The following is an 11,818-nucleotide window of genomic DNA, read 5'->3' on the forward strand; positions in this document are numbered from 1 at the left end:
ACCGTGACAGCACACGAGCAGACGACGCGTCCGCTTCTTCGGGGCCACCGCATCCCTCGCGTGGGGATGGGGACCTGGCCGCTGGTGGGCGATGAATGCGCCGCCATGGTCGAAAAAGCCGTCGACCTCGGATACCGCTTGTTCGACACGGCGGAGAAGTACGGGAACGAGGATGCCGTCGGGGCCGGTCTTCGCGCATCCGGGATTCCTCGCTCGGAGGTCTTCATCACGAGCAAGTTCAACAAGGAGAACCACAGTGTCGACGGTGTGAAGCGCGCCTACGACAGCGCGCTCGAAGCGATCGGTGTGGACTACCTCGACCTGTACCTGATCCACTGGCCGGTCCCCGCGCTGGATCGCTACGTCGATGCGTGGCGTGGGCTCGTCCAGCTGCAGGAGCAGGGGCTCGTGAAAGCGATCGGTGTCTCCAACTTCACGGTTCACCACATCGATCGAATCGTCGAGGCGACCGGCGTGTTCCCCGATGTCGATCAGATTCAGCTCAGTGTCGATATCGCGCGCGTCGAACAGCGCGAGTACCACCGGGCGCACGGAATCCAAACGGAGGCGTGGAGCCCGCTCGGGCGTGGCGGCCCGCTTCTGTCAGACCCCGTCGTGGGCCGGATCGCCGCTGGTCACGGCAAGTCACCGGCCCAGGTGCTGCTGCGCTGGCATCTTGATGAGGAGATCGTGCCCGTCCCGCGGGCGATGACTCACGAGCAGCTCGCGCAGAACATCGACATCTTCGACTTCACCTTGACCCCGGAAGAACTCGCCCTCCTGGGCTCTTTCGATCGGGGCGAACGCGCAGCGCGTGATCCGGACGACCCCGCCAATGGGCACTGAGGCCGCAGCGCCTCGGGATGACCAGCAGAGGAAGGACGATGACGGAGCAAGACGAAGAACGGCCTGAGCGTGTCCTCGAAGACCTCGTGGACGCCAACCACGTTTTGGTGGACAAAGGCATTCTGGATGCCTTCGGACATGTGAGTGTCCGGCACCCCTTCCGCGCCGACAGATTCCTGATCTCACGGAACCTTGCGCCGGGACTGGTGACGACCGATGACATCCAAGAGATGTCGTTCGACGGCGAGACATCCGATCGGCGACCGAGCTATCTCGAGCGTTTTCTGCACGGGCGGATCTACGCGACGCGGCCGGATGTGGTCTCGATCGTCCACAGTCACTCGCCGTCGATGGTGCCCTTCAGTATCTCTGCGGTGCCGCTGCGAGCGGTGTGGCACATGGCGGGATTCCTGGGTGAGGAGGTGCCGGTGTTCGAGATCCGCGACAGCGTCGGTCATGCCAGCGATCTCTTGATCCGCGACACAGCACTGGGTGGGGATCTGGCCGCGGCGCTGGGGGATGCTCCCGTCATCCTGATGCGTGGTCACGGTTTCGTCGCCGTCGGCGCATCGCTGGAGCAGGCTGTGGCCCGTGCGGTATACGCGGACCTCAACGCGCGAGCGCAGACCGCGGCGATCGGACTGCGCGGCGAGTACACGGCGCTCACCGCTGAAGAGGCGGCTGCGGCCGCAGCCGCAAACGACGGGCAGTTGCAGCGCGCGTGGTCCGTCTGGCGTGATGAGGTTCGTCGCGCCCCCAGAAGGTGAGGAAGCCCGAGACCGACGCGTCGGTCTCGGGGCCCGTGCCCCTACTAGGGGTGGATCAGGACCTTGAGTGTGCTCGATGCGTCACGTGACCGATCGAACGCCTCCGCGGCCTCATCGAAGGAGAACTCGTCGGTGGCCAGAGGGGTGAGGTCGATGCCCGTCCGCTCGATGAACCGAATCGCCCGAGGCCACACGCCCGACGACCCTGTGATCCCCTTGATCGTGAGGTCCTTCGCCTGGATGAGAGCCAGCGGCGCGGACACTTCGGCCGCGGCGGTGATCCCGATCTGCACAATCGTGCCGTTGTGGCTGACGATGCGATAGGCGCTCGCCATCCCGTGGGGATTGCCGGAGGCTTCGATGACCACGCGCACGCCCAGCGGCCCGGCGACTGCAGCGATCGTGGCTTCCGCATCGGGCGCGGACGGATCCACCGTCGCGTCCACACCCAATCGTGTCGCCATCTCGCGGCGCTGTGCCGACGGTTCGACGAGCACGGTCAGTGCGCCCTTCGCGTGCGCAGCCAGCGCAGCGCACTGTCCGATCATGCCTCCGCCGATGACCACGACCGTGTCGCTCGCATCGATCGAGCCCGCTTCCTCGAGAGCGCGGTACGCGACAGTGAACGGCTCGATCATCGCCGCGCTGCGGTCGCTGATGCGTTCGGGAACGTCGTGCAGCAGTCGCTCGAGAACCACGAACTCTTCGCTGCCGGCACCGTCATAGGTCAAACCGAACCACGACATGTGGCCGGTCACGCATCTTCTCGTCGCCGTGCTCGGCGCCGTCGCGACGACCATCGTCGTACTCGTGCTCGCGCCCCTCATCTTCGACCGCCGCGTCGGTATGGGCGGTGGCATGGGTACCGGTGCGGGGCAGGGGAACCGTCAGCAGCTGGTCGCCGACGTGACCATCGCCGTCACCCAGGCCCTCGGGGTCGGTCTCGTCGTGGGAGCACTGACGGCGGCTGCGGCCGGGATCATCGTCTCGGCGCGGGTCACCAAGCCACTGCGTGCCATGTCGGCAGCGGCGCGGCGTATCGCGGCCGGCGACTACGACGTCCGCGTAGAGCGGCCCGCCGACGATGAACTGGCAGCCCTCGCCGACGACGTCAACACGCTGGGCGCCGCCCTCGCGGAGACCGAGCGCCGGCGGACCCGACTGCTCGGCGAGGTCGCCCACGAGATGCGGACGCCGCTGACGATCATCGACGGCTACGTCGAGGGGATGATCGACGGGATCCTTCCCGCCGAACCCGAGCAGCTCGGCAAGGTGAGTGACGAAGTGCGCCGACTGCGCCGGCTGTCCGACGATGTGTCGGCGCTGTCGCGCGCCGAGGAAGGGCGGCTCGGGCTGGTGCGGGAGACGCTGGATGTGAGGATGCTGGTCGGCGGCGTGGTCGAGCGGTTGCGGGCGCAGGCCGAGGATGTGGGCATCCGCCTCACGACAGTCCTTCCCACAGAGTCGTGCGCGGCCTACGTCGACGGTGACCGGATCGGTCAGGTCATCACGAACCTCATCGGCAACGCGCTCCGCGCCACCGAGGCCGGCGGGTGGATCGAGGCGGCAGTCTCGGCATCCGCGGACGAGGTGACGATCCGGGTCGTCGATTCGGGAGAAGGGCTGGCCGAGGCTGAGCTCCAGCGGATCTTCGAACGGTTCTACCGCGTGCCGGGACGCCGCGGTGGGGGCTCCGGGTCCGGCATCGGTCTCACGATCGCCCGGGGGATCGTCCGAGCGCACGGGGGTGAGCTCACCGCTGCCTCGGAGGGACCGGGGTATGGGTCTGTCTTCACCGTCACCCTCCCGCGCGCTGAGGAGGCCGGCCAGACCCACGGGTCCTGACCGGCCTCTGCTGATGGTGCGCGAGGTCGTGGCTCAGCTGTGGTCGCAGCTACCGTCGCCGTTGGTCATCCCCCGCCCTGAACCATCCCTCGGAATGTCTCGACCGGACATCCTGCCGTCTCCTCGACCGTCCCGGTCGGCCCCGTTCGATCCTCGTCCGGGCATCGCGTCGGTGCGCCCTGTCGTGCCCGCTGCTGTGCCGCCCTCGGACGCCGAGGTGTATGCCGCGAGATGCTTCTCGGAGCCGGTCAGCAGCCTGGTGAGGACGGCATCGACGTCCGACGGGTAGTCCGCGGCGAGGGCCGCGTCCAGGTCGGCGATGTCGGTTTCCTCGATGGTGATCCCCACCGCATAGGCCTCGGTGAGTGAGGTCTGCGCCTGCGCCAGCAGGTCGTCGTACAGCACCTGCAGTTCGTCGAAGGCATACGTTCCCGGCTCCAGCCCGGCGGACGGGTCGTCGATGCCGTAGGTCTCGAGGAGCGTGCCGACTGCGTCGTAGTGGTGGTCCTCGCTGTTGGTGATCATGCTGAACGGGCGTGCACCGTCGTAGTAGTCGGCGATCGCAGCATAGAGATCCCTGGCCAACCGCTCCTCTTCTCGCATGAAGGAGAGGGTGTCCTCCACCGTGCTGTCCGCTGTGATCGACCCGGTGGCGACGGAGGCTGGGGGAGTTGTCGATTCGACGGTGGCGGAGGCGGCGACGGTTCCGCCGACCGCGAGGCCGAAGATCGCGAGGGCGCCCGCACCGAGGGTGGCGGCGGTCTTTGTGGATGTGTTCATCGGAATCACCTTCTGAGGTTCGGGTTGTCGATGACCAGACAACGCCACCTCTGTGAAGGTGTCCGTGGGTGCATTGTGAAGCTTGTGTGAAGGCGGCCGCGGGGCCGTCAGTCGCGCGGGATCTTGCTCCCGTATCGCTGCACGCCGGCGTACGTTCCGCCGTCGATCAGGATGTCCGTGCCGGTGATGTAGCCGGCTTTCTCGGAGGCGAGGAACGCCAACAGCTCGGCGACTTCCTCGGGGCGGCCGAAGCGCTTGAGGGCGGCAGCCTTGAGGAGCGCCGCCGATCCGCTCTTCTGCTCCAGTCGCCCCATCGTGGTGTCGAACGACCCCGGTGAGACCGAGACCACGCGCGCCCCCCCCGCGCCGAATTCTTCGGCCGACCGCGCGGAATACCACTTCACGTAGGCCTTGGAGAGGGAGTAGGCCATTCCGGCGGCCTGGCTGCGCGCGACGCGCGTGCGTCCGACAAGCTTGCGCACGAATCGATCCGGATCGGTCTCGGCGAGCGGGAACGCTCGCGTGGGGATCAGCACACTGGGGAGCATATGGGCCGCGATCGAAGCGACGTTGACCAGGGCGAAGTCCTCGCTCGCCGCGGCGAGTGCTGCGCGGGTCACGTTCACGGTGCCCAGTGCGTTCACGCGCACGATGAACTCGGCTGCGCCCATCTGCGGGCTGACGCCGGCGGTGTGAACGACAGCGCGAAGCTCGCCGACACCGGTGATGCCACCGCGATCATGCGCGGTCTCGCGGCTGCGGCCGCCGAGGATACCGGCCTACGACGGGCGCTGTATTCGGAGCTGACGGGCCCCGCCCATCGAACCCTCACCGGCAGGCTCGCGCGCGCTCAGACACGCGAGCCTGTAGAGCAGGATGCCATCGTCGCGGAGGCGCTCCTCGGCATCATGCTCTATCGCCAGCTGACCGACGTTGACGCCCCGCCGCCCACGCACACTCAGATCGGAGCGCTCCTGGGTCTTCCCGGTGACGGCCCCGGACCGGCGGAGGCTCCCGCATGATGGGTTCATGAACCAGTCGGTGAGCTCGCAGCGGATCCTCGAGCATGTCCGGCGGCTCGGCGAGGAGCATCCACCGATCGAGCTGGACTCGGTCGATCGCGGCATCCGCGACCCGGGTGTGGTCAGGGCCCGCTACGGACACGTCATCGACTACCTTGCCCGGGTCGAGCTCGAGGTGGATCGCAATGTTCTCGAGCTGCTCGTGCTGTTGCCCGACGTCAGCGAGGTCGACCGTCTGTTCTACGCCGACGTGTGGCAGCCGCAGGAGATCCAGCACGGTCTGATCCTCGACCGGCTCCAGCAGGACCTCGGGCGGCCTGCGGCCGACCCCGTGCTCGAGGTCTCGTACCGGATGAAGATCATGGGTGCGCTCGCGCACTTCTCCTCGATCCAGGACATTGCGCGGCTGCTCTACTACCTGACGGGAGCCAGCACCGAGCGACAGGCTGTGCTGGCCTACAACACCATCCACGACGGGATGACCGAGCTGGGCGAGACGGCCATCGCCGAGACGATCATCGCCCCCATCCGTCGGCAGGAACCCGGCCACTTCGCGTTCTACCGGATGAGCGCGAGCGAGCTTGTGGCCTCCGGCGCCCTACGGCCGTGGCAGCTGTATCTCGCACGGGTGCTGCGGGAGAAGACCTACAACCTCGTCGGAACCAACGGGCAGGGTCGGTACCGCGCGCAGATGCGGGGAGTGGTCACTGCGCTCGGGTTCGAGACTGATCTCGATCGCTACGCGCGAGAGGTGGGTCGCATCGAAGCCCAGCTGCTGTGGGCGCACGAGAAGGGGATGGAGTTCCCGCCCTACGTGTTGCGCGCTCTGCGAGAAAGCATCGACCTCTACCGCGAACGCGGATTCGGCGACTGAACAGCCCTCAGGCGCGCGTTGCGCCGGCAATCCCCGCAGGTGGACTCCGGCGCAACACGGCGGATCGATCGGACCTCAGAGCTTTCCGCCGAACACGGGCATCATGCTGGCGTCGCCGTAGTCCTTGATGGTCTCGACGTTCTTGAGGTAGTCCATGTCCTCGTCCGAGATGACGAAGTCGAGCTCGGCATTGCTCTTCATGTGCGCAGGGTTGGCCGTCTTCGGCAGCGGCAGCAGGCCCAGCTGAAGGTCGTAGCGGATCGAGAGCTGGGGGATGCTGACGCCGTACTTGTCGGCGATCTGCTTGACGTGCTCGTTCTTCAGCAGTTCACCGTGGGCGACCGGCGAGTACGCCTCGACGAGGATCCCCTCGCCCTGCGTGTACTCGATGAGCTCGAACGGGGTGTTGCTGATGTGGGCCAGGATCTGGTTGACCATGGGCTTGACCGTCGCCACCTCGAGGATGTTCTCGATGTCGCCCCGCTCGAAGTTCGACAGGCCGATCGCGCGCACCTTGCCCGCCTGGTATGCCTCTTCGAGAGCCTTCCAGACCTGCCGGTTCTCTTCGAAGTAGGTCTTCTCGCCGCGGAACTCGGTCCACGGGTGGGGGCTGTGGATGATAAACAGGTCGATGTACTCGAGGCTGAGCGCCTCGAGGGAGGCGTCGACACCCGCGACTGCCGCCTCGTACGACTTGGCTCCGGCGTCGAGCTTGGTGGTCACGAAGATGTCCTCGCGCGCGACGCCGGACGCGCGCGCGCCCTCGCCGACTCCCTGCTCGTTCTGGTAGGCCTGGGCCGTGTCGATGTGGCGGTAGCCGAGTTCGATCGCCGCCTTCACGGCACCGACCGTTGCGGCGTTGTCGATCATCCAAGTGCCGAGGCCGAGCTTAGGGATCTCGACGCCGTTGGACAGGGTGTAGTTCTCGTCAAGAATCATTGCGTCTCTCGCTTTCGTTGCACAGCGGCGGGTCTCGCCGCAGCGGCGGTGCACGAAGCGTCGACCGGGATGCCGGGTGCGCCATCCGTGTCGGACGCTTGCTGCCGCCTCATCAATAGGAACACGCGCAGGGGGTTCCGGGGGAGGCCCGGTCATGATGCGTACTGCCAGTACGTGCTTTTGTCGGCCCCGCACTCACTGAGGTGGCCCGAGTCTGGCTCAGGCGCTCGGCCGGGTGAGGCTGAGGATCACCGTGGTGCCGCCGGCTGAGTTCTCGTCGATGTCGAGCGAGATCCCGTTGATCGCCGCCAGCGCCGCCGCGATGGTCAGTCCCACGCCCATTCCGGGGATGGCCTGCCGCCGCGCGTAGTCGGTGCGGTAGTACGCCTCCGTCGCCCGGCGGCGTTCTGCGGGAGTCATGCCGACGCCGCGATCGGTGATCTCCACGAGCGGAGTCCCCTCGTCCTCCCTGACCAGCACCGTCACTTCGGCGCCGGTCGGCGAGTACAGGATGGCGTTCTTGACGACCTCCTCGACGATCGCGCGTAGGTGGCGAGACGTGACCTACGCGAGCACGCCACCGCGATCGTAGAGCGACAGGGTGACTCCGCGGCTTCGGGCCAGCGGACGCAGACCGTCGACGGCGCGTTGCACAGCGAAACCCGCATCCGTTGTGTCCAAGTCCGCCGAGATGTCGCGGCGCGCCGTCGTAAGAAGGCGTCCCACCGTGTCGCGCAGCCTCGTCGCTGCCGCTTCGATGCGCTCGACCCGCTCGCGCGGGATGCAGTCGCCGTCGTTCTCGAGGGCAAGATCCGTCTCACCGAGCAGCACCGTCAGGGGTGAGCGCAACTCGTGGTTGAGGGTGCCGATGAACGCTTCGCGCGTCTCGACAGCCGTGACCAGACCGGTGACCTCGGTGCCGGTCACGACCACCCCGCCACCCTCGCCGATCCTTGCGGCCGAATAGCGGACCGCTACCTGGTCTTCCGGCGGTCCGAGCCACACGGTGCGCGAGGCGGAACGCTGCACTTCGATCTGCCCGAACCACGACAGTGCATCCGAGGGCAGTGCCGTCTGTCGGTCCGTCGCGTAGACGTGGGCGGCTCTCTCTCCACTCCAGCCGGCGCGGCGCGACATCGCCTCGGCAGCGGCATTGCTGCGGACGTGGCTCCCCTCGCTGTCGAACACCGTGATCGCATCGACCGTCGACGCCAGGATCGCGTTCACCGTCTCGGTCTGCCTGACCGACTCCGCGTGTTCCCGGCGATACGCGACACCGATCGGATACACCGAGAACGCGACGATGCCCGTCAGGGTGGGGAATGCCCACAGGGCGAAGAACTCGGGGAAGGTCGTGACCTGCTCGCCGATCGAGAGGTAGGCGAGGGCAGGCCATGTGATCGTCACGAGCACGCCCACGATGACCGCGGGCAAGGCGAAGGCGAAGGCGAGCCACGACAGCGGGATCGCGAGCAGGAGCCCGATCGCCGTGATCGGCTGCACGGTGGCCTCACGAAAGAGCGCGACGGCGATGATGTCGAGAATCGGCACGATCGCCATCGTCCAGGTCCGGCGACGGGGCGGTCGCCGCGCCGCGACCAGCATCACGATCGCGCCCGCGACGATGATCGCGCCGGCAGACAGCGCGAAGAGCGGTCTCAGCTCCAGCCGGAACAGGGCAGCCGAGGCAAGGGTCACAGCGAACGCCGCCGTCAGCGCCAGCTGCGGATAGGGGGAGGTGCGGGGCGAGCTCAGGACCGCTGAGAACACGACACCAACTCCTTCGTGGTTTCCCCGAGCTGTGGGCTCGCGGGTCCTCCCATTGTGCTGACCTCGCCGTGCGATGTCACCAGCCATCTCGGCATCCGAGGTCCCTACCGCGGCGAGGCTCGCTGCGGCACGATGAGGGTGATAGCACGTGGAGGGAGCCGATCATGGCCATCACGCAATCGCCGCGCAGCGCAGGCAAGGTCCTCGGGTTCGAGGTCTCGGGCGAGGTCACGAAGGAGGACTACGAGGTCCTCACGCCGGCGGTCGAAGCCGCAGTGAAGGAGTTCGGCACGGTGAGACTGCTGTGCGATCTCACCGGCTTCCATTGGGAGAAGGTCAGTGCCTGGGGCTCGGACTTCCACTTCGGACACGAGTTCCACCACAAGATCGAACGCATGGCGATCGTCGGTGACAAGAAGTGGGAAGAGATGATCACCCATCTCGCGACGCCGTTCTATGCCGAAGAGGCACGCTTCTTCGACGACGAGGACGCCGCCTTCGCCTGGCTCGAGTCCTAGGCTCCCGCCAGCTCGGATCGCACGATCGCCGCTCCGGCGCTGAGGGCGTGGAGCTTGCCCTGCGCAACGCGCCGGGTGAGGGGCGCCATCCCGCAGTTCGTGGACGGGTAGAGGTTCTCGGCATCCACGTACTGCAGCGCCGCACGGATCGTGTCGGCGACATCCTCGGGGGTCTCGACTGTGGTGGTCGCCACGTCGATCGCGCCGACCATCACCGTCTTGCCGCGGAGGAGCTCGATGAGCTCGAGCGGAACGTGGGAGTTGTGGCACTCGAGCGAGACGATGTCGATGCTCGAGGACTGGAGCTTCGGGAACGTGCGCTCATACTGGCGCCACTCGTCGCCGAGCGTCTGCTTCCAGTCGGTGTTGGCCTTGATGCCGTAGCCGTAGCAGATATGCACAGCGGTCCGGCAGCTCAGGCCCTCTGTGGCCCGCTCGAGCGCCCCGACCCCCCAGTCGTCGACATCGTCGAAGAAGACGTTGAAGGCCGGCTCGTCGAACTGGATGATGTCGACCCCTGCCGCCTCGAGCTCTTTCGCCTCCTGGTTGAGGATGCCGGCGAACTCCCACGCGAGCTCCTCGCGGCTGGAGTAATGCGCGTCGAAGAGCGTGTCGATCATCGTCATCGGCCCGGGCAGCGCCCACTTGATCGGCTGATCGGTCTGGCTGCGCAAGAAGGCGGCATCCGTCACGAATACCGGCTGCCTGCGGGCGACGGGGCCGACGACGGTCGGGACGGATGCGTCGTACCGGTCCCGGATCCGCACCGTCTGCCGCGTCTGGAAGTCCACGCCGTCGAGGTGTTCGATGAAGGTCGTCACGAAGTGCTGGCGGGTCTGCTCGCCGTCGCCGACGATGTCGATGCCGGCGTGCTGCTGCTCGGCGAGCGACAGACGGAGCGCATCGCGCTTGCCGTCCGCCAACTCCTCACCGTCGAGTCGCCAGGGCGACCAGAGGGTTTCGGGCTCGGCGAGCCAGGACGGCTTGGGGAGGCTCCCGGCGGTCGAGGTGGGGAGCAGCGTCGTCATGACCGCACCCCCTCCAACTCGCTCTCTTGCGCGCTGTACCAGGCTGACCACTCCTGAAGACGCTCGCGGTGGGGAGTCATGAAGTGCTCGTCGGCGAATCGGCCCTGCTCGACGGCGAGACGGCTGCGTTCCTCGCGGTCGTAGACGATGCGGGTCGTCGAGTAGTCGGCGTGGGTGAGGCTCGGTCGGAAGGATGCCGGGGCAGCGGAGTTCGCGTTGTAGATCTCGGGGCGATAGATCTTCTGGAAGGTCTCCATCGTGGCGATGGTCGCGATCAACTCGAGGTCGGTGTAGTCGGTGAGCAGATCGCCGACGTGGTAAAACGCGAACGGTGCGACGCTGTTCGGCGGCAGGAAGTAGCGGACCTGCATCCCCATCTTCGCGAAGTAGTCATCGGTCAGCGAGTACTCGTCCTTGCGGTACTCGACGCCGAGGACCGGATGCCGATTCGCGGTCCGGTGGTAGGTCTTGGTGCTCGAGACGCTGAGGCAGATCACCGGGGCCTTCGCGAAGCGCTGCGCGTAGGCATCCGATCGCACGAAGCTCCGGAACAGGTTTCCGTGCAGGACCCCGAAGTCCTCGGGCGTGCGGAATCCGGTGCCGCCGGCGTTGTGGCCCGGCAGCAGGATGCTGAAGTCGTAGTCGCGCACGTACGACGAGAAGTTGTTCCCGACGATGCCCGGGATGCGGCATCCGGAGCGGGTGTCGACAATCGTCGTCTCGAGCACCTCGATGAGCGGGAAGCGCTCGCTGTCGGCATCCGTCTGGGACTTGCCCTCGGTCTCGACGTCGATCGAGACCGAGATGATGTCGAGCTCGACGCGGTAGCGGTCGCCCCGCTCGTTGTCCCAGCGGGCGAGGTCGTTGCAGCGGCCGTCGATCATCTGCAGGGCAGCCCGCAGATTCTCCTGACGCTCCTCCCCCCGAGCGAGGTTGGCGAAGTTCGTCGTGACCCGGGTGCTGGCCGGGGGGACATAGTCCTCGTCGAAGCGGGTGGTCTCGATCGAGAAGGTGGGAAGGGAGGCAGAGGTCAGACGCATGACAGACCGATCGTGTTCGGGCGAGCCGGGGCGGCCCGCTGAATCATCAGGGAGCCGCAGCGCGTGCCCGGTGACGTGTTCCGGGCGCGAGGCTTCGCGTCATGCTGCGATGGCCTAGAGTCTCGCGGTTTCACGCCACGCGCGCAACTCGCGTCGTAACAAACCGCGATCCTCGCCTGTCGGCACGGTCAGCGCGGGGCAGCGCGGACGTGCGCTGAATCGAATAGCAGAAGCCCTCGGGTGGGTCCGTGTAGGGCTACCCGACCACCGCCACTGCGGATTCGACGAGAGTGTCGATGATCATGTCGATATCGGCGTCCGTCATGGGAAGAGAGAGTGACATCTCACCGCGGTGGACCGGGAACACCCCGCGCAGTGCGAGTTCTAGG

At 66.8% G+C, this 11,818-nt stretch carries 13 protein-coding genes and 1 pseudogene; 6 read left to right on the forward strand and 8 right to left on the reverse strand.

The window, feature by feature from the left end; translation table 11 throughout:
• The first annotated feature begins 3 nt into the window (after positions 1-3).
• Together ACSGC5_RS12610 and ACSGC5_RS12615 are read left to right on the forward strand one after the other, a co-directional pair.
• Complete coding sequence (locus ACSGC5_RS12610; protein ID WP_434970952.1) at positions 4-846, forward strand: aldo/keto reductase; 843 nt, start codon at positions 4-6, stop codon at positions 844-846.
• A gap of 38 nt (positions 847-884) precedes the next feature.
• Positions 885-1,613, forward strand: coding sequence for a class II aldolase/adducin family protein (locus tag ACSGC5_RS12615; RefSeq protein ID WP_228177429.1), 729 nt, complete (start codon positions 885-887; stop codon positions 1,611-1,613).
• Between the two features lie 44 nt (positions 1,614-1,657).
• On the opposite strand, the gene ACSGC5_RS12620 is transcribed toward ACSGC5_RS12615, so the two are convergent.
• Complete coding sequence (locus ACSGC5_RS12620; RefSeq protein WP_434970953.1) at positions 1,658-2,371, reverse strand: zinc-dependent alcohol dehydrogenase; 714 nt, start codon at positions 2,369-2,371, stop codon at positions 1,658-1,660.
• Here ACSGC5_RS12620 and ACSGC5_RS12625 point away from each other — a divergent pair.
• Positions 2,358-3,458: a sensor histidine kinase gene (locus tag ACSGC5_RS12625; RefSeq protein WP_434970954.1), complete on the forward strand. Its 1,101-nt coding sequence runs from the start codon at positions 2,358-2,360 to the stop codon at positions 3,456-3,458. The genes ACSGC5_RS12620 and ACSGC5_RS12625 overlap by 14 nt on opposite strands.
• Before the next feature lie 33 nt (positions 3,459-3,491).
• Here the strand turns inward: ACSGC5_RS12625 and ACSGC5_RS12630 are convergent, their stop codons facing one another.
• Both ACSGC5_RS12630 and ACSGC5_RS12635 read right to left on the reverse strand, forming a co-directional pair.
• On the reverse strand, positions 3,492-4,238 hold the full coding sequence (locus ACSGC5_RS12630; protein ID WP_434970955.1) for a DUF2202 domain-containing protein: 747 nt from the start codon (positions 4,236-4,238) through the stop codon (positions 3,492-3,494).
• A 107-nt stretch (positions 4,239-4,345) separates the two neighbouring features.
• Positions 4,346-4,909, reverse strand: coding sequence for an SDR family oxidoreductase (locus tag ACSGC5_RS12635; RefSeq protein WP_434970956.1), 564 nt, complete (start codon positions 4,907-4,909; stop codon positions 4,346-4,348).
• Between the two features lie 21 nt (positions 4,910-4,930).
• Here ACSGC5_RS12635 and ACSGC5_RS12640 point away from each other — a divergent pair, with 21 nt between their 5' ends.
• Together ACSGC5_RS12640 and ACSGC5_RS12645 are read left to right on the forward strand one after the other, a co-directional pair.
• Complete coding sequence (locus ACSGC5_RS12640; RefSeq protein WP_434970957.1) at positions 4,931-5,260, forward strand: TetR/AcrR family transcriptional regulator C-terminal ligand-binding domain-containing protein; 330 nt, start codon at positions 4,931-4,933, stop codon at positions 5,258-5,260.
• A gap of 7 nt (positions 5,261-5,267) precedes the next feature.
• Positions 5,268-6,134, forward strand: coding sequence for a GTP-binding protein LepA (locus tag ACSGC5_RS12645; protein WP_434970958.1), 867 nt, complete (start codon positions 5,268-5,270; stop codon positions 6,132-6,134).
• Positions 6,135-6,209: 75 nt separating this feature from the next.
• On the opposite strand, the gene ACSGC5_RS12650 is transcribed toward ACSGC5_RS12645, so the two are convergent.
• The 3 genes and pseudogenes from ACSGC5_RS12650 to ACSGC5_RS12660 all read right to left on the reverse strand — a co-directional run bounded on the left by ACSGC5_RS12650 (position 6,210) and on the right by ACSGC5_RS12660 (position 8,843).
• Positions 6,210-7,073: an aldo/keto reductase gene (locus ACSGC5_RS12650; RefSeq protein ID WP_434970959.1), complete on the reverse strand. Its 864-nt coding sequence runs from the start codon at positions 7,071-7,073 to the stop codon at positions 6,210-6,212.
• A 219-nt stretch (positions 7,074-7,292) separates the two neighbouring features.
• A pseudogene (locus ACSGC5_RS12655) lies at positions 7,293-7,619 on the reverse strand (ATP-binding protein); the annotation flags it as partial.
• 18 nt (positions 7,620-7,637) lie between these two features.
• Positions 7,638-8,843 (reverse strand): sensor histidine kinase, encoded by a 1,206-nt coding sequence (locus tag ACSGC5_RS12660; RefSeq protein WP_434970960.1) that lies wholly within the window; start codon positions 8,841-8,843, stop codon positions 7,638-7,640.
• A 164-nt stretch (positions 8,844-9,007) separates the two neighbouring features.
• Between ACSGC5_RS12660 and ACSGC5_RS12665 the strand changes: the two genes are divergently transcribed.
• Positions 9,008-9,361 carry an STAS/SEC14 domain-containing protein gene (locus ACSGC5_RS12665; RefSeq protein WP_434970961.1) on the forward strand — a complete coding sequence of 118 codons (354 nt, stop codon included), beginning with the start codon at positions 9,008-9,010 and terminating at the stop codon, positions 9,359-9,361.
• Here the strand turns inward: ACSGC5_RS12665 and ACSGC5_RS12670 are convergent.
• Together ACSGC5_RS12670 and ACSGC5_RS12675 are read right to left on the reverse strand one after the other, a co-directional pair.
• Positions 9,358-10,389: a methionine synthase gene (locus ACSGC5_RS12670; RefSeq protein ID WP_434970962.1), complete on the reverse strand. Its 1,032-nt coding sequence runs from the start codon at positions 10,387-10,389 to the stop codon at positions 9,358-9,360. The genes ACSGC5_RS12665 and ACSGC5_RS12670 overlap by 4 nt on opposite strands.
• On the reverse strand, positions 10,386-11,429 hold the full coding sequence (locus ACSGC5_RS12675) for a DUF1852 domain-containing protein (protein WP_434970963.1): 1,044 nt from the start codon (positions 11,427-11,429) through the stop codon (positions 10,386-10,388). Before ACSGC5_RS12675 ends, ACSGC5_RS12670 begins: the two co-directional genes overlap by 4 nt.
• Between the last annotated feature and the right edge of the window lie 389 nt (positions 11,430-11,818).

It is taken from the genome of Microbacterium sp. bgisy207, assembly GCF_965345035.1.
Lineage (GTDB): Bacteria > Actinomycetota > Actinomycetes > Actinomycetales > Microbacteriaceae > Microbacterium.

Bases quoted from the DNA above. Each gene is read 5' to 3' on its own strand.
- ACSGC5_RS12615 (WP_228177429.1), top strand. From the start codon at position 885: ATGACGGAGCAAGACGAAGAACGGCCTGAGCGTGTCCTCGAAGACCTC.
- ACSGC5_RS12625 (WP_434970954.1), top strand. From the start codon at position 2,358: ATGTGGCCGGTCACGCATCTTCTCGTCGCCGTGCTCGGCGCCGTCGCG.
- ACSGC5_RS12630 (WP_434970955.1), bottom strand. From the start codon at position 4,238: ATGAACACATCCACAAAGACCGCCGCCACCCTCGGTGCGGGCGCCCTC.
- ACSGC5_RS12635 (WP_434970956.1), bottom strand. From the start codon at position 4,909: ATGGGCGCAGCCGAGTTCATCGTGCGCGTGAACGCACTGGGCACCGTG.
- ACSGC5_RS12645 (WP_434970958.1), top strand. From the start codon at position 5,268: ATGAACCAGTCGGTGAGCTCGCAGCGGATCCTCGAGCATGTCCGGCGG.
- ACSGC5_RS12650 (WP_434970959.1), bottom strand. From the start codon at position 7,073: ATGATTCTTGACGAGAACTACACCCTGTCCAACGGCGTCGAGATCCCT.
- ACSGC5_RS12665 (WP_434970961.1), top strand. From the start codon at position 9,008: ATGGCCATCACGCAATCGCCGCGCAGCGCAGGCAAGGTCCTCGGGTTC.
- ACSGC5_RS12670 (WP_434970962.1), bottom strand. From the start codon at position 10,389: ATGACGACGCTGCTCCCCACCTCGACCGCCGGGAGCCTCCCCAAGCCG.
- ACSGC5_RS12675 (WP_434970963.1), bottom strand. From the start codon at position 11,429: ATGCGTCTGACCTCTGCCTCCCTTCCCACCTTCTCGATCGAGACCACC.